Below are 20740 nucleotides of genomic sequence, written 5' to 3'. Positions count from 1 at the left end.
AATATCAATTAGATGATAAGTAGGTACGTTTCTACCTAATTTCTCTAACACTTATTGCCGGTCTATCTCATAGTTAAGGAGGCTATACGAATGAGTAAAAAAGAAATGTTGCAAAATGGAGTCAAGCAAGTTTTTTACGAAGAAGAATGGTACCCACCGATATCAGAAGCGTTAAAGAATCTTACCGCTGCACAAGCATGTTGGCACCCAGAAGGAAAGGCCAGTAATACGATTTGGGAAAATACAAACCATTTACTAACCTTTAAAGAGCGCTTACTTTCCCGCTTACATCAAGATGACACATTTGTTACTCCACAAAATAATGATGACACGTTTTTCCAAGGTGGACCTAATGATGATGATGCTTGGCAACAAACAGTGAAGCGAACACTCCAAGTACATGATGCCTTACAATCTTCATTAACATCCCTTCAAGAAGCAGAACTGGATCAACCAAGTCCGTCTCTACCAGTTTGGCAACAATATATGAATATCCTATTGCACGATGCATATCATACAGGTCAAATTATACAACTTCGTAAACTCCAAGGTTCATGGCCATCTCATCGTTCATATTTATAAAGTGAAACTTTAATCAGTGGGGGGTTTTTTCATCCCCACTGATTATTAGCCCTCACCAATCGGGCGTTTACAGACAGTTGATCTCCCACCTAACTTCTTTGCTCCACCTGAATTTTGAGGTGGGAGTTTTACTGCCCACAAATAGCGGGATAAGCAATGATTAAAGATGATAGATAAGCATATGATTCTACATTTAGCAAAATAAGTACAAAAAAAGCAAATGAGATTCTAACTCTCATTTGCCTTTTTGCGTGCTGGAGAAACATCCTGCAATGAATTATTAAGCTTAATTAATATTCAACAAAGAATGTTCAATGGATAAAGTAAAACTTTAATCAATGGGATTTTTTCCCTCCCCCACTAATTATTAACCCAAACCAATCAGGCATTTCCGGGCCATTAATATGGGATAAAAAGTTCATTCATACTTATCGATTCATCTGCGCATCGTTCAATATCCAAATTATTTCACTTAACATTTCTTCTGTAAAAGCACCTGCGCTAAAGTTCACTAATGCTCGTAATGGCATATAGTTCAACATAGCATCCATCATTTCAGAGGCATCACTATCCCCTTCAGCCATACTACCAAACGGACTATCTTTTAATGCTTTTTCCATAAGCCCTTTTGCGATTGGTGCTAAGATTGGGTCCGTAAATATGTCCCCTAGTAACGTATTACGATGCACTGGTTTTTGAGTTATAGTCGTTGATTGAACATACATGCTATCATGTAAAACGATCTCTTTTGAAGACTTTCCTACTAAAATCTCGAATTCACCTGTTTCAACATGCCAGTCCTTTAATTCAACATTATAATAAGCAAATGATCTTTTATTTAAAGTAAAGCTAACCGTTTTTTCTTCTCCCGGCTGCAATTCTACTTTTTCAAATCCTTTTAGCTCTTTTTCAGGACGAGTCATACTACTTTCAACATCTTTTATATAAAGCTGAACAATTTCTTTCCCTGCTATACTGCCAGTATTTTTCACGTTCACACTGATAGAAACAGTGTCCGTATCCGTTATCTCTTTCTTATTTATTGAAAGATTACTATACTCAAAATTTGTATAGCTTAATCCAAAACCAAATGGGAACAACGGTTCAATATTTTTCGCATCGTAGTAACGGTATCCGACGAACACACCTTCTTTGTATTCCACTTTGTCCCCTTCACCAGGGAAGTTTAAGTAAGAAGGATTATCGCTTAACACTTTCGGGAATGTTTCCGCTAATTTCCCGCTTGGATTCGCATCACCAAATAATATATCGGCAATCGCCCCGCCTAATGCTTGGCCACCTAAATAGCCTTCAAGTATTCCTTTTACTTTACCTATCCATGGCATTTCAATTGGAGCACCGTTACTTAAAACTACAACGATATTACTTTGAACTTCAGCGATAGCCTCAATTAATTGCACATGATTTTCTGGCATCTGTAAATGCTTTCGATCAAAGCCTTCAGATTCATAACGATCTGGAAGTCCAACGAAAAGGACCGCTGTATCTGCTCGCTCTGCTATTTTTTTTGCTTCATTAACCATGCTTTCATTTACATCATCACTTGCAATGTCATAGCCTTGGGCAAATAATATGTTCGTTTTTTCACCTGATACCGTTTCAATTTCTTCGAGAATACTTTCAAGATTTGTTGGATTAATATGAGAGCTTCCGCCACCTTGAAAACGTGGTTGCTTTGCAAATCCTCCAATTACTGCTACCGTTCCCTTTTTTTTCAGCGGAAGAATGGAAGCTTCATTTTGTAACATAACCATACTTTCACTTGCAACTTCTCTTGCAAGCTGATGATGCGCGTCCTTACTATACACAGCGTTTTCTAATTGGTTATCATAAGCTTTAAAAATAATGTAAAGAAGACGCTCTGCCGCTTGATCAAGCTTTTCTACAGATAGCTCACCACAGTTAACTGCGTCGACAATTTTCTTCTCACCAATTCCAAAGCTTGAAGGCATTTCTAACTCCAAACCGTTAGCTAAACTTGCAACACGCTCATTTACTGCACCCCAATCAGAAACGACAAAACCTTCAAATCCCCATTCATCTTTTAAAATATCATTTAATAAATAGTTATTTTCCGAAGCGTATTCACCATTCACTTTGTTGTAAGCGCTCATTACTGTCCAAGGCTGTGCTTCCTTAATAACATCTTCAAAGCTAGCAAGATAGATTTCACGCAATGTTCTTTCATCAACAATTGCATCTACAGACATTCTGCGATGCTCCTGATTATTAGCAGCGAAATGTTTTAATGACGTTCCAACCCCTTGACTTTGTACGCCTTTAACATGGTTTGCAGCCATTTGTGATGATAAATACGGGTCCTCTGAAAAATATTCAAAGTTTCTTCCGCATAGCGGCGAACGTTTTATATTTGCACCTGGTCCAAGGAGAACTCCTACATTTTCAGCCTGACATTCTTCTCCTAATGCAACTCCTACTTGTTTTATTAATTCTTTATTCCATGTACTTGCTAACCCTACTGCTGAAGGGAAACAAGTCGCTGGAATACTGTTATAAATCCCTAAGTGATCTGCTCCCTCTGCCTGTTTTCTAAGTCCGTGTGGTCCATCAGTTACCATAATTGAAGGAATTCCTAATCGCTCAATCCCTTTTGTATTCCAAAAGTCTAATCCAGAACATAGACTTGCCTTTTCTTCTAATGTCATTTGTGAAATGATTTTCTTAATATCCCTTTTCATGATAGCCCTCCTAAAAAATAATTAAGTAAACGTTTTCTTAATGTCATTATAGTTATTATTTTTTAGATATTATGGTATATTTTTTAGAATACTGGTAAAAAATTTAGCTGATTTTTAAAGAATAGAGGTTAAAATAATGAGTTTCTCCAAACTAGAGGATTTATATTATATTTGTAAACTAGTCTTTGACGTACATAAAACACCTGTCTATTTTCTTAATAACAATGGAGATTTAGTATTTGAAATCTCGTCCAATATTCAGCATAACCCTATGTATTCTTCAAAAGAGGCGATACTTAATGAAATATTTAAAGAACAGCCTCCCTTTACTTTTCCGTCATTAGAAGAGACAGCCTTTCTTGAAAATTTTTTCGCAATTAATCTGCGTTTGAACGACCAAATTAGTGGGAACATCATTGTTGGACCCGTCCTTTATTCCAGGCTATCAGAAACATCAATTAAAGGTATCGTTAATGATCTTCAACTAAAAATAGACAAAGAAGAAATGATTCGATATTATCGTTCTCTACCCGTATTAAATAATTTGAGTTTTTTAAATATAAGTTTAGTGCTTTATTACATGCTGTATCAGAAACAATTGAACATAGCAGATGTTCTGCAAAAAAACATGCTTGTAAAAAAGATGGAATTTAAAATTGAACAGCCTGAAATACATATATCGGAGCAACGACAAAGTACATTAACTCATATCGATCCACTAGCCGAGAGGAAAATATTTGAGTGTATTAAGCAAGGGAAAAAGGATGATTTAATTAAAAATCTAAGGAGATTACCTGAATCAGGAGAGCTTGGGGTGTTATCAAAGACGAGTCACCTGCGAAGCCAAAAAAATTCTGCCATTGCAGCTATTACACTTGCAACTAGATCTGCGATAGAAGGAGGACTTTTCCCTGAAATCGCATATACTCTTAGCGATTTATTTATACAAAAACTCGAAGAAATACATAAAAATGAAGCAATTGCCCCTTTTTTGGAGAATGCTTTACTTGAGTTTGCAGAACGTGTCAAAAATGGTACAATGCAGCAACATTCCAAACCTATAAACGAATGCCAAAATTATATATTTACTCATCTTTATGGTGATATTACACTAACTATCCTTGCAGAAATAGTCACATTAAACCCTAGTTATCTATCTTCCCTTTTCAAAAAAGAAGTTGGAATTTCTCTAAATGAATATATTCAGCGTGCCAAAGTAGATGAGTCAAAAAAGTTAATGACTTATACGAGACATTCTATATCCGAAATTTCTACATTATTAAATTTTCACGACCAAAGTCATTTTACAAAGATTTTTAAAAAACATACTGGTATTTCACCTAAACAATTTAAAAATGGATGCAGCTATTAATTCTCCTTCGTTCTACCAATAGATTTATTTTGTTGCTTTACATTATTAATACATATCCTTTATAAAGCGAAAAAACATTAATTTTTAGTACATAAATTGAAATAGACTAATCCCAAACATAATTTACATTCTTCATAACTTCTGATCATAATCCAAATTTGGAAGAATAGAGGCTTTTTTATATACAAATAATAAAGCGAAACTTTAATCAGTGGGAGTTTTGTCCATCCCCACTGATTATTAGCCTTCACCAATCGGGCATTTATGGGCAGTTAACTCCCACCAACTCCCTCGCATTCGCGAATTTTGAGGTGGAAGTCTTACTGCCTGTTAATGCGGGATAAGCCTCAAGGAGTTGTTGACATGCATTTCATATTAAATATGTTAGGGATTTTCGTTGTAATATTAATCGTTTTCCTATGTTCGCCTAATAAAAGAAAAATAAAATGGAGACCAATTGTTATTCTAATAATATTGGAGCTTTTTATTACGTGGTTTATGTTAGGCACGAAATTGGGCAGTATTATCATTAATAAAATTGCGTCATTTTTCAGTTGGCTACTATCATGTGCGAATGAAGGAATTCGATTTGTATTTCCTTCAGCTATGGAAAATCAAACAGTTGATTTCTTCTTTAGCGCCTTACTTCCTATCATTTTTGTTATCACTTTCTTTGATATTCTTTCGTATTTTGGAATCTTAACTTGGATTATTGATAAAGTTGGTGCAATCATTTCAAAGATTTCTCGTTTACCAAAGTTAGAAAGCTTCTTTTCCATTCAAATGATGTTTTTAGGAAATACGGAAGCACTTGCAGTTGTTCGTGATCAATTATCTGTGTTAAAAGAAAATCGTTTGTTGACTTTTGGAATTATGAGTATGAGTAGCGTCAGCGGATCCATTCTTGGTGCTTATCTATCAATGGTTCCAGCAACATATATTTTCAGCGCTATTCCTTTAAACTGTATTAACGCATTAATCTTGGCTAATGTTTTAAATCCTGTAGAAGTTACTAAAGAAGAGGATGTTATTTATTCACCTTCAAAAAATGAAAAAAAAGATTTCTTTTCTACTATTTCAAACAGTATGTTAGTTGGGATGAATATGGTTATTGTTATTTTAGCGATGGTAATTGGGTATGTAGCATTAACAGCATGTTTAAATGGTATTTTGAGCTTTTTTGTAACAGGTTTAACAATTCAAAAAATCTTCTCTATTATCTTTAGCCCCTTTGCTTTTTTACTCGGTTTATCAGGAAAAGATGCTATGTATGTAGCTGAATTAATGGGGATAAAAATAACAACGAATGAATTTGTTGCAATGATGGATTTAAAATCAAACCTAAAGTCTTTACAACCACATACAATTGCAGTTGCCACAACATTTCTAGCTTCTTTTGCAAACTTTAGTACAGTAGGTATGATTTATGGAACATACAATTCTTTATTTGGCGGGGAAAAATCATCAATAATCGGTAAAAATGTTTGGAAGCTTCTTGTTAGCGGAATGGCTGTTTCCTTATTAAGTGCTATGCTTGTGGGGCTTTTTGTATGGTAAATGAATAATTGTAATAAGATGAAGACACTTAAACTGAATTGGGTGTCTTCATCTTATTACTTGTTCTTTTATAATTCTTATCCCCGAATCTGTCCATTCCCACGAATCACATATTTTGTGGAAGTTAATGCAGGTAACCCCATTGGTCCCCTTACATGTAGCTTTTGTGTACTGATGCCAATTTCTGCGCCGAATCCGAATTCAGATCCATCAGTAAAACGAGTTGATGCATTATGATACAGTGCAGCCGCATCAACAGATGTGAAAAACTTACTGACGCTTTCCTCGTTTTCTGTAATAATCGCTTCGGAATGCATAGATCCATACGTATTTATGTGATGAATCGCTTCTTCCGTAGTGGAAACCACTTTAACTGCCAGTGTGAGAGATAAAAACTCTGTTTCCCAGTCTTCTTCTGAAGCTAATGCAATAGAAGAATCAATTGCCAATGCTTTATTATCACCACGTAGCTCCACGCCTCTTTCCTTCAAGGAAGAAAATAGCTCGCTACCAAATTGCTGCGCCCAATTCTCATGAAGTATAATCGTTTCAATTGCATTACATACAGATGGACGCTGCGTTTTTGCGTTTATAATAATATCAATTGCCATTTGTTTATTTGCTGTTTCATCAATAAAAATATGACAATTTCCCGCACCTGTTTCAAGTACTGGAACAGATGCTTCTCTCACTACAGTATCTATTAACTGCTTGCCGCCTCTTGGAATAAGAACATCCAAGTACTCATTCAATGTAAACAACTGCTTTGCACTATCGCGCGTTGTATCTTCTATGAGCTGCACACTTTCTGAAGGCAAGCTTGTTTGTTTGAGCGCCCGGTGAATAACGCTAACGATGGCTTTGTTAGAATGAATAGCAGAAGAACTACCACGTAGTATTACTGCGTTTCCTGTTTTTAAGCAAATTGTAGCAGCATCCACTGTCACATTCGGCCTTGCCTCGTAAATCATTCCGACAACACCAAGTGGTACGCGCATCTCCTGAATAGACAGTCCATTTGGTCGTTCCCATGCACTAACACATTCTCCAACAGGATCACGTAAATCAATTAGTTGCTTAATACCTTCAGTCATATCAATGATACGCTGTTCATTCAGCATAAGACGATCAAGAAGAGAATCAGAAAATCCTTTTGCCTTCCCTTCTTCAATATCCCGTTTGTTTTCCTCTAAAATATAAGCTGTTTCTACTATCATCTGATCAGCAATCGCAGCAAGTGCTTCGTTTTTTTGATTTGTAGATTTAAGTACAAGTTCTCTAGCAATTTCTTTCGCCTTTTTCCCCTTTGCCAACACTTCATTCATTTTTATTTCCTCCTTTTAAAAAGTTAATAAGTAAAAATTAAAGACCCGTTTATCTCCACCAACTAAGTGTTTCCCGCCTATGGAATTAAAGAATTTGAGCAGTGGACTCTGCCCTCGCTATTCTTAAAATGAAACCCAATGATCCCTATGGATAACTTCATAATTATGCCTTTCCCCTCTTGCTTGAATATCTTGGCTCTGCATACCTTTTAGATCCTTTAGTTCCTCTGCGCTATATGTGCATTGTCCTTTTCCTATTACGCGCCCTTGTTGCGTGATTACTTCCACGACTTCGCCCACTTGGAAAAATCCTGACACATTTGTAACACCAGCAGGAAGAAGACTCTTACCATGCTGAATGATGGCAGAAGCTGCCCCCGCATCTACTTCAATTTGTCCGCTAACAAGCGAATGCAAGGCGATCCATTGCTTGTTCATCTTAATCACTTTTTGAGGAGCATTCCCGATATATGTTCCATCACCTTTGCCCTTCATAACATCTAAAAACTTCTCCTGTCCACATCCCGTTCCGATAAATACACTCACTCCAAGAGATAGTGCCGTCTTTGCAGCATCGATTTTTGATTTCATACCGCCAGTCCCAAGTTTTGAGCCCGCATCTCCAGCAAGAGAAGCAATTTCTTCCGTTACCTCAGGAAGGAAATGATATTTTTTCGCATCCGCATTTTTCTGAGGATTTTGGTCATATAAACCGTTCACATCTGTAAAAATCATGAGCATATCCGCCGAAACAAGTCCGCTTACTAAAGCTGACAGCATATCATTATCACCGAACGTCAGCTCTTCTAAAGAAATGGAATCATTTTCATTGATTATAGGAAGAGCGGAACGATTTAGTAGCTCTCCTAAAGTAGCGTAAGCGTTACTGTATTGTTCTTTTCTAGAAAAGTCACTTCTCGTTAGTAAAAGTTGTGCAGTAACGATACCATATTTACGGAATTCCTCCGTGTACGCCTGCATTAATAAACTTTGCCCGACAGCGGCAGCAGCCTGTTTCCCTTTAATTGTCACAGGTCTGCTAGGATACCCTAGAGCCGAAAAACCTGCAGCGACTGCCCCAGATGTAATCAACAAAACTTCATGCCCTTCCTCTTTCAATCGTGCCAATGCAGCAACGTGATCTGAAAGTTGTTCTTTACAGATGCCTCCATGACTTGCTGCCAAGGAACTGCTCCCAATCTTTACAACAATTCTTTGCTTTCTCACTTTTTTATCCCCCAAGTCTAAAATCAAAGTTTTTATAAATTTCACTTCTATTCATACAGCTTACAGCGGCTTCTATTCTTATCAGTGCTGCACCTAGCCTATTAAAGAGCAAAATAAAAATGACCACTTCGCCCTTAATAAAATAAAAAGGACGAAACGGTCATTGTTCCGCGGTACCACCTTAATTGATATACATAGATATCCACTTGGTGCCTATAACGCAGGCGAACGCCTAAACTTTCATTTAAGACTCAGGGATAGGTTCGATATATTCTATACGAGGAATCTTTCAGCCGGTGAATTCCACTCTCTTTCGCAAGAAGACATATGTACTATTTCCCTTCAACGATTTTCGGTTTAATTTTTTATATTATGCGATATAATTTGATTTGGTGTCAAGAAGTATTTTTAAAAATAAATAGAGCGGCAAGTTACTTGTATGAATTTATTACCCTACTGAATGAAAATACAAATCGATATAAGTTTAACTCATATTCATCAACATAAAACCTAAAATTAAAGTGTATATATTTACATATTGTCGAATATAATTGATTTTCAACTTTTGGTGTTGCAAAAAGGAATATATTCTCTTAGAATGTTTCTTTATATTGCATGGAGATGTTATTGTTATTTTAAGATAACAATTTCAAAATGATATAATTTATTATAAAAGGAGCAAGATTGAGTTATTATGGATAAACAAATTGGATTCATCGGTTGCGGAAATATGGGAATGGCTATGATTGGTGGGATGCTAAACAAAAAGATAGTGTCTGCAAATAATATTCTTTGTTCGGATTTAAACACTACGAATTTAAAAAATGCTAGTGAAAAATATGGGCTAACTACAACTACTGACAACAATGAAGTAGCTAAAAATGCTGATATTTTAATTTTATCAATTAAACCAGACCTATACGCATCAATCATTAACGAAATAAAAGAAATAATCAAAAACGATGTTATCGTCGTAACGATCGCTGCCGGGAAAAGCATTAAAAGTACTGAAGAGGCTTTTGCTAAAAAATTAAAGGTTGTAAGAGTAATGCCTAACACCCCTGCTCTTGTTGGAGAAGGAATGTCTGCGTTATGCCCTAATGAAATGGTGACAGAAAAAGATTTAGAAGATGTGCTAAACATTTTCAATAGCTTTGGTCAAACAGAGATCGTAAGCGAAAAATTAATGGACGTTGTAACATCTGTAAGTGGTTCGTCGCCAGCATACGTATATATGATTATAGAAGCGATGGCAGATGCAGCTGTATTAAATGGTATGCCTAGAAATCAAGCATATAAATTCGCTGCTCAAGCTGTGTTAGGCTCTGCAAAAATGGTACTAGAAACAGGCATACATCCAGGTGAATTGAAAGATATGGTTTGTTCCCCTGGCGGAACAACGATAGAAGCTGTAGCAACATTAGAGGAAAAAGGCTTACGAACAGCCATCATTTCAGCTATGCAGCGTTGTACGCAAAAGTCTGTTGAACTATCTAGGCAAACTAAAAAGTAATAAATAAGTGTAAAGAAACCCACTTTAAATACATTCACATATCTTTAAACAGTTTTAGACTATATGTACATTACATTTACATACTCCTCCTTTTTCACCAGTAACTGAACGGACAAATTCAAGGATAATTGAGTTTGTCCGTTTTGTATTTTGTTATCTTAAAATAATTTCACTGTTCTTATTATCATTTATTTTATAGCGTAATACCCTTTTATCATTAAGGTAACATCATTTTTATATGTATTTTCTGCAGATTGTATTAAGTTTTAAATCATACGTTTCTTGTAAAAGACATGATACATACCAGATGAAATATACTCAGAGACTAAGCATAATATCTATTGAAAAAAGTAATATCAATCGCCTCAAATTGTTAACATAATATTTTTATCGTCCTCTAATATTAATACCTACTATTCCTAATCCACCTCCATTACAATTTAAATCATTTAAGTTTTCTACATATCGTGCATCTACTAGTTAAACAAAAACTCCCCTTAAATCGAAAATGATTAAGGGGAGTCAGTCATATTTGATGAAGTTATAGTTCTGATTTTACTGGAATAGAAACATTGTTTTTCACTAATTTTTTGGCGTCTTTAAAGCTAACAAAATTGTTGTTTTGCTCATCCCAAAGACGGAAACGGAGTGACCGCAAACTTGTAGCAAGAGTAATCGTTGGTACATTCTTTAAAGGAAGCGTATTATTGTGTGCCTCTTCTAGTTTATAGTTAGGTACTCTTGGACTTAAATGGTGAACATGATGAAATCCAATATTACCAGTTAAAAATTGCAAGATTTTAGGTAGTTTATAAAAAGAACTTCCTTCCACTGCCGCTTTCACATATTCCCACTCTTTATCTTCTTCAAAATAAGAATCCTCGAATGTGTGCTGTACGTAAAACAGCCAAATACCTATTGAACCTGCTATTAAGAATATGGAACCATGTACTAAAAGAAACGATTGCCATCCGATTGCCCAGCAAAGTAACCCTACTAAAGCAACAATTAAAACATTCGTCAAATAGGTGTTCATGCGTTCCTTCTTTCTAGCACCTTTTCTGTTAAATCTATTTTTAAGTAGAAAAACATAAATCGGACCTAACACAAACATAACGAATGGGTTGCGATATAAACGATATGCTAAACGGAGTCTAAATGGCGCTGCCAAATATTCATTCACTGTAAGCGTCCAAATATCTCCTGTACCTCGCTTATCCAAATTACCACTTGTAGCGTGATGAACGGAATGCTCATGCCCCCATTGATCAAACGGGAATAAAGTTAAAACACCCATACATGTCCCTACTATTCTATTTACACGACGGCTTTTAAAGAAAGAATGATGGGTACAATCATGAAAAATAATGAAAACCCGTGTCATAAATCCAGCGGCTAACACAGCTGGAACTAATGCTAACCAATAAGAAACGGACAAACTTTTATAAGCAAGGTACCATAAGATAATAAATGGCACTACCGTATTGATGATTTGCCAAACACTTTTTTTTGCCGTTGATTTTTCAAAAGGAGCAACTTGTTTTTTTAAATTTTTAGTATTTTGTAAGGTCATTTTTTCTAATTCCTTTCCTTTATGTTGCTAATTCGTATTATAACACATTATTAGTAGCAGGTGTTATACGTAGGTATAATAAATATTTTATACTATGAAAATCTCTTTTTTCTTACTCATTCCTTACAAATTACTTACGTCCAGAATAGCTTCTATTATAGGATAGAAGGAGCATTTGTGCCGGAAATTTCGAAGTTTTTCCAAATAAATATATTAATTAAAAAGAAACACAGAATTTTTCCACTTCTGTACTGCCCCGTTTCCACAATCAGAAGTGAACTGTCCCATAAGTCGGTGTCACCGACTTTGATATGCTCCTCTTAGTCTCGTAATGTTCACTTGTTGCAATTGATTTTACCGGAACTGGATCTATTTCATGAAACTAATCAAATTACATTTCAAATAAAAAACTAGTCTATTTTGAAAACTTCCCTCACTTTTATTTAACTGTTATTCTATATAAAATATAAAAATTCAACGTCCGTTTATTTAATTTTAAATCTATGATATATTCAAAATATTAATCACACAAAGTTAATAAAATGAAAACAAGGGAAATTTATGAAAAAATATATTTTATATTCATACTAAAATCACATAGTTTTTAATATAGAAAGGAGATTCAAAATTTGAATAAGAATTTAACCAAAATTACATTAATAAGCGGTCTCGCTCTTATACTTTATCATTTTTTCAAATGGTATTTAGTTGAATTCCTTACCCCATTTGTTATGCCATTTCTTTCAATAATAGTTCATGGATTGTTTTTCTTGATATTAATTTTCACAATCATACATCTTATCAAATACAAAAATTGGAAACCGTTAATTATTCAATTAATCATAATAATTACTTGGATATGTATACCATTTAATGAGATTTATATAAATTTAGATTTTATTATCTATAAAGAAGACCGTGAAAAAGTTATAGCACGTATAGAACATAAAGAGTTAACTCCTAATGTTCATTATGATAGTAGACAAATTCATTTACCTAAACAGTTTGCATCCACTTCCAAAAACGGTGGGGATGTAATTATTCAACAAAATAAAAATGGTATTTCTGTTTTCTTTTTTACTTATCGTGGTATATTAGATAATTTTTCAGGATTTATTTATACACCAAATGATACTAAACCAAACAAATACGACTTTAATAATGAATATAAAGAAATCACAAAAATAGAAAAAAACTGGTATTATGTCACATCATATTAAAGAACACAAAAATTTTCTTTTAATTATATTAAAAACATACCGTATTTATAGAAAGGGAATGCTTGTATACTATATACTGATCTGTACTGCATTCCCTAATTAGGCCCGAAACGGATTCTTGTCGTATTAGCTCATTCAAGGTGATGCAATTTTTTTACAAGCGATACATCTTTTTTATCATATACGTCGCTTTAACACCACTCAATATAGAGGTTGCTGTTTCAAATGACTCGAACCTTAACATAGGAGTAGCATCACACATCCATCAACTTAAGAATTTTCTCGTTTTGGATTATTTGTTTTTCTCAGCTTGATTGTGACAGGGCACTGCCAACAAAAAGCGATTTTCGTACGCTAAGCAATCTTTTATATAAAAAAGCCGATTTCTTGTAATCTAAAGGATAATCGGCTTTTTACTGTTCATTTATTTGTAGTAGTTGAAGAAATTCTAAAGATATAATCATATTAATTATTATCTATAAAGTGAAACTTTAATCAGAGGTTTTTTTTTCAATCCCCACTGATTATTAGCCTTCACCAATCGGGCTTTTACGGGCAGCCCGACTCCCACAAATAGCGGGATAAGAACGACTTAATCGTTACTTTTAACATAACATCATTTACAGAAAGAAGGAATGATTATCTTTATTAAAATACAAAATTGGTTTAACAATAAAAACAAGATTATAATAAATAAAAATTTATTGTTAAACGATAAATTTCATGTTAGATTAAATAGATAATTAATAAATGAGGTGCTTTATATGAAACAAGGATCAACACTCTTTTTAAAGACAGCTATTATTCTGATTGGAATCCCTGTTCTTGCTTTATGTATATTTTTAGTTCCTAACATAGGGAAATATGCAGCAGAATTGTTCCCGGATATTGCATTTATAAAATATCTTGTTTTAATCAATCTATATGCAACCGTGATACCTTTTTATTTTGCTCTATATCAAGCCTTTAAACTTGTAAGCTTCATTGACAAGGGTAACGCTTTCTCGAAATTATCTGTTAGGGCTTTAAAAAAGATAAAAAACTGCGCAGTAACAATCAGTATTTTATATGTGGTAGGTATGCCACTCTTCTATCTTGTAGCAGAGAGAGATGATGCACCAGGTATTATTATACTTGGTATGCTCCTAATCTTTGCTTCAATGGTTATCGCAGTCTTTGCTGCCGTTCTCCAAAGACTTTTAAAAGATGCGATAGATATAAAATCAGAAAATGATTTAACGGTCTGAGGTGAATAACATGGCAATAATAATTAATATTGATGTAATGTTAGCTAAAAGAAAAATGAGTGTAACAGAGCTTTCGGAGAAGGTTGGAATTACAATGGCTAACCTTTCTATATTAAAAAATGGAAAAGCAAAAGCAATTAGAATTACAACTTTAGATGCTATTTGTAAAGCATTAGAATGCCAGCCTGGGGATATTTTAGAATATCAACCTGAAGATAGCGAATAAAAAAGAGTCCTTCTCGTAATGAAGGACTCTTTTTATCGCTCATTAAGGCGCAAAACTTATTTGCCCAGTAAACAATAAGATAATCGCGATAATCCAAAAAATAAAAAATGATGAGGAAAGTATTAATGAGATAATTGCAATTGCCTTCTTCTCTGTTTGTTTCGTCATTGTAATTATTGAAAGTATAATACCTACACCTGTAAGAGCAATCGTTACATAATCTCCAACTATATTTCCCGCATTCGCTATTCTCGTCGGAGTTATAAAAACGAATAAAAAACACATAATTCCGATGAGTAAAGATATATAGCTTATTATACTGTACTTCTTTTTGGGAACTATTTCGATTTTCATAATACCCACCCCTTTTATATAGCTATGTGTTCATATTAGCATGAATAACCATAATTTGGTTAAAACAAAAAAACAGATAAAGTGGACACAACCACCTTATCTGCCATTACATTTCTACCTAATTACTAACCCAGCTATTTCTTCTTTATCGTTATAAGTTACGATAAAGGTACGTTGTTCTTTACTATACTTTGCTACAAGAATAACAGTATATAAACCATCTTTTTCTTCAATCGATTTTTTCTCAATTTTTTCGAATGTACCAGCTTTTTCAATTATAGGAGTAAGTTCTTTCATTTGCTCTTCTGATAAGGCTGATTTCATTTTACTATCAAATTTTTCATGTACTTCTTTATACTTAGCTTCATTTAGTAACGTTACAATCTCTTCCGCTTTCGGAATAAACTTTTTTGAAGTACTTTCATCTACTTTATTACCAGTACATGCTGCAAGTGCGAACGCCGCAATAGCACTTATAATAATGAGTAACATTCTTTTCATTTTAATACACCCTTTCTTTTTAAGATGAAACTATAACTAAATAGAAGTAAAGCACAAATTGCTATTGAAACTTCTGACATAATGATCCCGTTTTTCCCTGGTACATATAGAGATATAATGCCAGCTAATGCATTTGCGGTCCCATGGATGAGAATTGCATATACAACATAACGGAATTTCTTTTGGACGACAGCTTGTAATACAATGAAGGAAAGTCCAATATGCAATATCATCGCGAAGATGCGCTCAATACCGCCGAAATAGTAACTGTCACCATTTTGAATGACTGTTTGTGACAATAATAGAGATATTACCGGGATACCAACTATCAACACCGCCTCAATACCACCGTGCCCTACTCCGAATAAAAATCCAGACTGCCAATCTCGTTGTTTCATAAAATAACGTATTGCAATAAAACGAGCTATCTCTTCAAAAATACCAGCTGACAAACTAAGCATAATCACAAATAATATAGGCTGCATGACACTCAACATTGAAAAAGCTGTGCTATTTCCATTTAAATAATTCAGTATTGGTATACGGATTAAAATTTGTGATACAACAAATGCCAATACGCCTAACATATACGGGATATAACGTTTCTTCCAAAAAGCATATAAAAGTGCAACAAGCGGTAACCCTATACTTATACACGCTGTAAAAATAAGACCATTCATCTCGTTTCACCTCTTACTTGAAGTGTATAAAAACGAGTGAAGAAAGTATGTAGTTCTTTCCTATTCGGTTTCATTTTCATCATAGATGGTCATTTCATCTCTTTTAATATGAATGTTTGAGTAAAATAAGGACTTACATAAGTTGTTTCTAACGTCGCATTATTTGTTTTATTCATAATACGTTTTAATGAGAATAACCCGTATCCTCTAGCCCCTTCTTTACTTGAATGGTTTTTCTTATAAATTTTTTGCAAATCAATCGCTTCATCCTTTGAACTATTACGCACAATAAAATATTGTCGTGAATCCATTTCAAAGAATGCGATTTGCAATATCTTTTCCTCACTATGTACTGCCTCTTCAATTGCATTGTCTACTAAAACTGAAATGATGCGAATAAATGAAATGATCGTCATCGAAACACTTTCAATTTTCTCCGGTATATCAAGCATTACTTTTATTTGTTGTTGCTGGGCAGTGCCAACTTTCGCTCTCAATACACTTCTCACTTCAGGAATATGTATGCGAGATAATTTCGCAAGATCAAGTTCATGATCATTTATTGTTTTTAACGTAGGAGCTATAACGTCATAGTACACTTGCTCAATTTCTTTCACATTTTTCGTGCGTATTCCCTCTTCTAACGATAGTAATACATTCATATAATCGTGACGGAAACTAGCAAGCTCATCATGCATATCCTCTAATTTCTCCACATAATCTAATAACTCTTTATCTAAACGTTTTTCATGCTCTTCTTGTAACTTTGCTTTCGATAAATGTGAACTTATAAGTACTATGATGACTAATAATAAAAATACAATAATCGCTGAAATATAACTTACATCACTGTATTGTTGATTTAACTTTGCTAAAAACGCAGAAGATGGCCGAGTTAAAATTAGTTCAATAATAAATCCAACAATTAATAATATATAAGTTACATAGTATAGCCGACTACCTACTATATATTGAGCAATTTTTCGGATTCTTTTCCGAGCTACAAAAATACCGATAAAAGTAAGTGTCGATACGATAAGATGAATAATACTACCTGTCCATAAATATAAATTGAATGTTGTTAACATAAAGATTTTCATTCCTAAATCAAATAGCAACATTTTCACTAACGTTATAATCACCATACTCACTAGTGCAAAATATACATTATGCTTAAATTTCAATTCATTTTGCATTAATCCTAAACTTATTAAAAATAACACAATAGTACTATTCAACTCTGGGTATCTCGTTACTGTTACGACAATAGCCAGTAAAATAATGAATACTGCACTTAAAGCTATTAACATTCTATATGACAATCTATTGTACCGGATTAATTGAATGTATAAAAACGTATGGCTTATACTAGTAAGCAGTATTGCAAATAAATCATAAATATACATTACATCTCACCCTTTAATATGTTACGTACTTTACTCAATAAACGACGTGATACTGGAATACGTTTCCCGCTTTTTAAAACTATCATTTTTTGCTTCGCATCGTAATAAGACATTTGCTTCGTATTCACGATATATGATTGATGACAACGAAATAAACGTTCATCTATTATTTCTATCTCCTTTAATGTTCCATAAAAATAAACGATACGATCTAACGTCACTAATGCTAAACGATGTGGTTCATCAGTCATAACATATTCAACTTCATGAAACGGAACCCGCACAGTCGCATTACTATTTTCAACGATAAAATCATCAGATGGAATAATATGCTTATTACGCGCTTCATATTGGAGTAAACATTGTTCAAAAACGTTACACCTCTCCTCGTATGGCAACCCTTTATCAATAAAAGTTAAAGCTGATACCATGTATTGATATGAAATAGGTGCAAATTCAGAATGCGTCGTTACAAACACAATAATTCCTTGCGTATCATACTTTCGTATCTCTTGTGCCACTTGTAACCCTTTATGTTCTTCTCTTTTTATCTCTATATCTAAAAAATAGATTGGGATATACTTCGCCTTAGGAATGTTAGTAATGATGTTTTCACTTTTACTAGTTACCTCTATAAAATCAAAAGGCAACATATACTCCTCACAAATCTCTTCAACTAGCCGCTTCATTTGCTGTGCTTGTATGACATCATCTTCTAAAATGAAAATACTCATGTGATCACTCGCTTTATTGAAATCTTTTCATCTATAAATTTATCTATAACTATATAATTCAAATCGTTATACCAATCTCCTCCTAAGTACTAGAAAGTATTAATTTTCTATATTTTTTATAAAGCATAGAAAATAACCTCTACTTTCAAGCAAAAAGTAAAGGTTTTATTTGAATTATTTATAAAATAACCTCTCTATCAATCACTACGTTAAAAAATTCCGAGTAATGCGATAAAGAATAATCCGCTACATCACAATTCCCTTGAAACATACATGTTGAAATACCTAATTCTTTTGCAGGTAATAAATCTAATTCTCTATCACCAATAGCTAAATCAATACTGTGCTTTTTATGCAAATGATCATAAGATAAAGTGTTCGGTTTTCGGGGGAAACCATCGTCAATTGTAACCATGTCTACGAAGTATTTCTCCCAGCCGTAATGATTTAATATAGATAATACCCCCGCTCTATCTTTATGAGTCATAATTACATTTTTATCGGCAAACTTTAATACCTCTTCCACTTTTTCAAATGGTTTTATATCTTCTATCATAATGCGACTCTCTAATACATCAATTTCACTTAATTGTTTTTTAGATATTTTATAATAATCAATTGTGTGAGAAAATGAAACCTTTAACTTTGTATAGATTTCCTCTTCACTTATTTCCTTCCCTAAAACTTGAGAAAGAATTTTTGTATATACCGGATACGTATCAAATAACGTCCCATCAAAGTCCCACAAAATATTCATTTCATTCACCCTTCTATTTTCTAATCACTAAATAACTAAATCCGCCCTATCCCTCGGCGATTCTGCTTCCAAATAATGCTCCTCAGCTTTCCAATACCTACTTTGAAATTTTGAAAGGTTCTTCTGCGTTTCTGGACTTTCACGTAGAAACCTTGTCTCTCTTGAACAATCCAAATACACCATATAATGAAAGAAATCTCTCCATTCTTTTCGCTGAAGAAAAACGCCTTCTATAATTATTACACCTACTAAAGGAAGCTGTATTTCTTTCATTTCACATGAGTCTGTTTCATCATGATAAAAAGGTAATTCTAATTCAATATCGCTTTGCAACTTTTGAAAAAAGTTTCGCAGCAACCAATCAATATCCCATTGAAGGTTGTAGTACTCATACCACTCTTCAAATCCAGTATTATATCGCTCGTTACGCTCGGTAATGTGATCATCAATATGAAAAATATGAAACGAGATTCCATTTCGTTTCATATTTTCTTCTAATTTTTTAACCAATGTTGTTTTACCCGAACGACTTAGTCCATCTATACCTAGTATAAATCGTTCATCTTTATGTTCCTTAATAACTTTCATTATTTCATTTGTGCTCATTACTTTTGCCACTCTTCTTTTAATAATGAATAAACGACCGTGTCATGAGCAACATCATTTTGAATCATATATTTTCGAAGTAATCCTTCTTCTTGAAATCCGACTTTTGTCAATAAATTACGGGAAGCTTCATTTTCTATATATACGACAGCTGCAATTCTTATAAATTGCAACGTTTCAAATCCGTAAGCTAACATTGCTTGCAGTGCTTCGGTTGCGTATCCTTGCCCCCAATGCGTATCATCTAGCTCATAACCAATTTCAGCTCGTTTATGATGATTGTTAATTAAATGAAACCCACACGTACCAATTAATTGATCCGTTCCTTTCTTCTCTATTCCCCAGCGAAATACGCTTCCCTCTTCATTACGCTTTCTAAACGTTTGAATTGTCGTTTTCGCTTGCTCAATATTTTCGAAAGCATCCATCCCAAAATAACGAATAACGGATTCTTTTGAAAAATAATGGAACATCGTTTCTGCATCTAACAGTGTAAGTTCTCTTAATAGTAAACGTTCTGTCTCTAATTTTGGAAACCCCATCCTCTTTTTCTCCTTCTATTCTAATGAACTACAAATTTCAATATAATTACCGTCTGGATCGGCAATGTAAGCAATTGTTTGTCCCCACGGTTTTACGATTGGCTCAACTAGAACTTTAACCCCTTGTTCTTTTAATTTCTCAATCGTTCCCTTTACATCTTCTACAACAAACCCTAACTCAAAATGAGAAGATTGTAGTACACCTTCTGTAAGAGGTAGTCCCGTTAACTCCTTAACATCCTCTCGTGTATTCATCGCTAAAACTGTTGCTCCTGTTTCAAATTCAATATATGTACCGTGCTCTGCTCTTATTGGCAATCTTAAAATTTCTTTATAAAACTGAAGACATTGCTCAAACTTTTCTACATATAAAATAATGTATTTCATTTTTAAGTTCATAATTATTCCCCCTTAACCTTCACCTTTAAAAATTCGACAAATGTTTTTAAAAACCTTGTACCTTATTGAGATGAGCACAAAAAAATGAGGCCGATTTCTCGGCCCCCCAGCTTATTGGCATAAAACAGGAGATTTGGTTTGGACATAACCAGTTCTTACATTTATTATATTATATTTTATTTTTTCTGAATTTTAAATA

The 20740-nt window shown here is 33.9% G+C and carries 20 protein-coding genes and 1 other annotated feature; of the genes, 7 read left to right on the top strand and 13 right to left on the bottom strand.

The window, feature by feature from the left end; genetic code table 11:
* Window positions 1-90 precede the first annotated feature (90 nt).
* Window positions 91-582 carry a DinB family protein gene (locus ABH959_RS17800; RefSeq protein WP_404492990.1) on the top strand — a complete coding sequence of 164 codons (492 nt, stop codon included), beginning with the start codon at window positions 91-93 and terminating at the stop codon, window positions 580-582.
* A 428-nt stretch (window positions 583-1010) separates the two neighbouring features.
* Here the strand turns inward: ABH959_RS17800 and ABH959_RS17795 are convergent, their stop codons facing one another.
* A complete protein-coding gene (locus ABH959_RS17795) occupies window positions 1011-3302 on the bottom strand; it encodes a glycoside hydrolase family 3 C-terminal domain-containing protein (RefSeq protein WP_404492989.1) in 2292 nt (763 codons plus the stop codon).
* 136 nt (window positions 3303-3438) lie between these two features.
* Here ABH959_RS17795 and ABH959_RS17790 point away from each other — a divergent pair, with 136 nt between their 5' ends.
* Together ABH959_RS17790 and ABH959_RS17785 are read left to right on the top strand one after the other, a co-directional pair.
* Complete coding sequence (locus ABH959_RS17790) at window positions 3439-4674, top strand: helix-turn-helix domain-containing protein (RefSeq protein WP_113937576.1); 1236 nt, start codon at window positions 3439-3441, stop codon at window positions 4672-4674.
* Between the two features lie 363 nt (window positions 4675-5037).
* Window positions 5038-6231 (top strand): NupC/NupG family nucleoside CNT transporter, encoded by a 1194-nt coding sequence (locus ABH959_RS17785; RefSeq protein WP_002084844.1) that lies wholly within the window; start codon window positions 5038-5040, stop codon window positions 6229-6231.
* A 77-nt stretch (window positions 6232-6308) separates the two neighbouring features.
* Here ABH959_RS17785 and ABH959_RS17780 read toward each other — a convergent pair whose 3' ends face one another.
* Complete coding sequence (locus ABH959_RS17780; RefSeq protein ID WP_113937577.1) at window positions 6309-7556, bottom strand: glutamate-5-semialdehyde dehydrogenase; 1248 nt, start codon at window positions 7554-7556, stop codon at window positions 6309-6311.
* Between the two features lie 123 nt (window positions 7557-7679).
* Window positions 7680-8783, bottom strand: a complete 1104-nt coding sequence (proB, locus tag ABH959_RS17775) for a glutamate 5-kinase (RefSeq protein WP_404492987.1) — start codon at window positions 8781-8783, stop codon at window positions 7680-7682.
* Between the two features lie 144 nt (window positions 8784-8927).
* Window positions 8928-9138 (bottom strand) — a binding site (T-box leader).
* A gap of 339 nt (window positions 9139-9477) precedes the next feature.
* Here proB and proC point away from each other — a divergent pair.
* A complete protein-coding gene (proC, locus tag ABH959_RS17770) occupies window positions 9478-10296 on the top strand; it encodes a pyrroline-5-carboxylate reductase (protein WP_113937579.1) in 819 nt (272 codons plus the stop codon).
* A 541-nt stretch (window positions 10297-10837) separates the two neighbouring features.
* On the opposite strand, the gene desA is transcribed toward proC, so the two are convergent.
* On the bottom strand, window positions 10838-11869 hold the full coding sequence (gene desA / locus ABH959_RS17765) for a Delta(5) desaturase DesA (protein WP_219302844.1): 1032 nt from the start codon (window positions 11867-11869) through the stop codon (window positions 10838-10840).
* Between the two features lie 629 nt (window positions 11870-12498).
* On the opposite strand from desA, the gene ABH959_RS17760 reads away from it, so the two are divergent.
* From ABH959_RS17760 to ABH959_RS17750, 3 genes are all read left to right on the top strand, one after another.
* Window positions 12499-13089: a hypothetical protein gene (locus ABH959_RS17760; RefSeq protein ID WP_113937582.1), complete on the top strand. Its 591-nt coding sequence runs from the start codon at window positions 12499-12501 to the stop codon at window positions 13087-13089.
* 764 nt (window positions 13090-13853) lie between these two features.
* Window positions 13854-14336: a DUF2975 domain-containing protein gene (locus tag ABH959_RS17755; RefSeq protein ID WP_002032872.1), complete on the top strand. Its 483-nt coding sequence runs from the start codon at window positions 13854-13856 to the stop codon at window positions 14334-14336.
* A 10-nt stretch (window positions 14337-14346) separates the two neighbouring features.
* Entirely contained in the window at window positions 14347-14562 is a 216-nt protein-coding gene (locus tag ABH959_RS17750; protein WP_002084833.1) for a helix-turn-helix domain-containing protein, read from the top strand.
* 42 nt (window positions 14563-14604) lie between these two features.
* Here the strand turns inward: ABH959_RS17750 and ABH959_RS17745 are convergent, their stop codons facing one another.
* From ABH959_RS17745 to ABH959_RS17705, 9 genes are all read right to left on the bottom strand, one after another.
* Window positions 14605-14916: a hypothetical protein gene (locus tag ABH959_RS17745; protein ID WP_113937583.1), complete on the bottom strand. Its 312-nt coding sequence runs from the start codon at window positions 14914-14916 to the stop codon at window positions 14605-14607.
* Window positions 14917-15030: 114 nt separating this feature from the next.
* Window positions 15031-15417 (bottom strand): DUF3887 domain-containing protein, encoded by a 387-nt coding sequence (locus tag ABH959_RS17740; RefSeq protein WP_113937584.1) that lies wholly within the window; start codon window positions 15415-15417, stop codon window positions 15031-15033.
* Window positions 15414-16097, bottom strand: coding sequence for a YhfC family glutamic-type intramembrane protease (locus ABH959_RS17735; RefSeq protein WP_404492986.1), 684 nt, complete (start codon window positions 16095-16097; stop codon window positions 15414-15416). Before ABH959_RS17735 ends, ABH959_RS17740 begins: the two co-directional genes overlap by 4 nt.
* An 89-nt stretch (window positions 16098-16186) precedes the next feature.
* A complete protein-coding gene (locus ABH959_RS17730; protein WP_404492985.1) occupies window positions 16187-17503 on the bottom strand; it encodes a GHKL domain-containing protein in 1317 nt (438 codons plus the stop codon).
* Entirely contained in the window at window positions 17503-18237 is a 735-nt protein-coding gene (locus tag ABH959_RS17725) for a response regulator transcription factor (protein ID WP_113937587.1), read from the bottom strand. The genes ABH959_RS17730 and ABH959_RS17725 overlap by 1 nt, the downstream gene beginning before the upstream one ends.
* A 178-nt stretch (window positions 18238-18415) precedes the next feature.
* On the bottom strand, window positions 18416-18994 hold the full coding sequence (locus ABH959_RS17720) for an HAD-IA family hydrolase (protein WP_113937588.1): 579 nt from the start codon (window positions 18992-18994) through the stop codon (window positions 18416-18418).
* A 27-nt stretch (window positions 18995-19021) separates the two neighbouring features.
* Window positions 19022-19600: a kinase gene (locus ABH959_RS17715; RefSeq protein ID WP_404492984.1), complete on the bottom strand. Its 579-nt coding sequence runs from the start codon at window positions 19598-19600 to the stop codon at window positions 19022-19024.
* Window positions 19600-20142: a GNAT family N-acetyltransferase gene (locus ABH959_RS17710; RefSeq protein ID WP_113937590.1), complete on the bottom strand. Its 543-nt coding sequence runs from the start codon at window positions 20140-20142 to the stop codon at window positions 19600-19602. Before ABH959_RS17710 ends, ABH959_RS17715 begins: the two co-directional genes overlap by 1 nt.
* Window positions 20143-20157: 15 nt before the next feature.
* Window positions 20158-20541: a VOC family protein gene (locus tag ABH959_RS17705; RefSeq protein ID WP_113937591.1), complete on the bottom strand. Its 384-nt coding sequence runs from the start codon at window positions 20539-20541 to the stop codon at window positions 20158-20160.
* Between the last annotated feature and the right edge of the window lie 199 nt (window positions 20542-20740).

This window comes from Bacillus sp. RC51, assembly GCF_044908115.1.
Classification (GTDB): Bacteria; Bacillota; Bacilli; order Bacillales; family Bacillaceae_G; genus Bacillus_A; species Bacillus_A mycoides.
The sequence above is the reverse complement of the archived record's forward strand: the minus strand, read 5'-3'. Positions and strand labels throughout refer to the sequence as shown.

Bases quoted from the DNA above. Each gene is read 5' to 3' on its own strand.
- ABH959_RS17800 (WP_404492990.1), top strand. From the start codon at position 91: ATGAGTAAAAAAGAAATGTTGCAAAATGGAGTCAAGCAAGTTTTTTAC.
- ABH959_RS17795 (WP_404492989.1), bottom strand. From the start codon at position 3,302: ATGAAAAGGGATATTAAGAAAATCATTTCACAAATGACATTAGAAGAA.
- ABH959_RS17790 (WP_113937576.1), top strand. From the start codon at position 3,439: ATGAGTTTCTCCAAACTAGAGGATTTATATTATATTTGTAAACTAGTC.
- ABH959_RS17785 (WP_002084844.1), top strand. From the start codon at position 5,038: ATGCATTTCATATTAAATATGTTAGGGATTTTCGTTGTAATATTAATC.
- ABH959_RS17780 (WP_113937577.1), bottom strand. From the start codon at position 7,556: ATGAATGAAGTGTTGGCAAAGGGGAAAAAGGCGAAAGAAATTGCTAGA.
- proC (WP_113937579.1), top strand. From the start codon at position 9,478: ATGGATAAACAAATTGGATTCATCGGTTGCGGAAATATGGGAATGGCT.
- desA (WP_219302844.1), bottom strand. From the start codon at position 11,869: ATGACCTTACAAAATACTAAAAATTTAAAAAAACAAGTTGCTCCTTTT.
- ABH959_RS17755 (WP_002032872.1), top strand. From the start codon at position 13,854: ATGAAACAAGGATCAACACTCTTTTTAAAGACAGCTATTATTCTGATT.
- ABH959_RS17750 (WP_002084833.1), top strand. From the start codon at position 14,347: ATGGCAATAATAATTAATATTGATGTAATGTTAGCTAAAAGAAAAATG.
- ABH959_RS17745 (WP_113937583.1), bottom strand. From the start codon at position 14,916: ATGAAAATCGAAATAGTTCCCAAAAAGAAGTACAGTATAATAAGCTAT.
- ABH959_RS17740 (WP_113937584.1), bottom strand. From the start codon at position 15,417: ATGAAAAGAATGTTACTCATTATTATAAGTGCTATTGCGGCGTTCGCA.
- ABH959_RS17735 (WP_404492986.1), bottom strand. From the start codon at position 16,097: ATGAATGGTCTTATTTTTACAGCGTGTATAAGTATAGGGTTACCGCTT.
- ABH959_RS17730 (WP_404492985.1), bottom strand. From the start codon at position 17,503: ATGTATATTTATGATTTATTTGCAATACTGCTTACTAGTATAAGCCAT.
- ABH959_RS17725 (WP_113937587.1), bottom strand. From the start codon at position 18,237: ATGAGTATTTTCATTTTAGAAGATGATGTCATACAAGCACAGCAAATG.
- ABH959_RS17720 (WP_113937588.1), bottom strand. From the start codon at position 18,994: ATGAATATTTTGTGGGACTTTGATGGGACGTTATTTGATACGTATCCG.
- ABH959_RS17715 (WP_404492984.1), bottom strand. From the start codon at position 19,600: ATGAGCACAAATGAAATAATGAAAGTTATTAAGGAACATAAAGATGAA.
- ABH959_RS17710 (WP_113937590.1), bottom strand. From the start codon at position 20,142: ATGGGGTTTCCAAAATTAGAGACAGAACGTTTACTATTAAGAGAACTT.
- ABH959_RS17705 (WP_113937591.1), bottom strand. From the start codon at position 20,541: ATGAACTTAAAAATGAAATACATTATTTTATATGTAGAAAAGTTTGAG.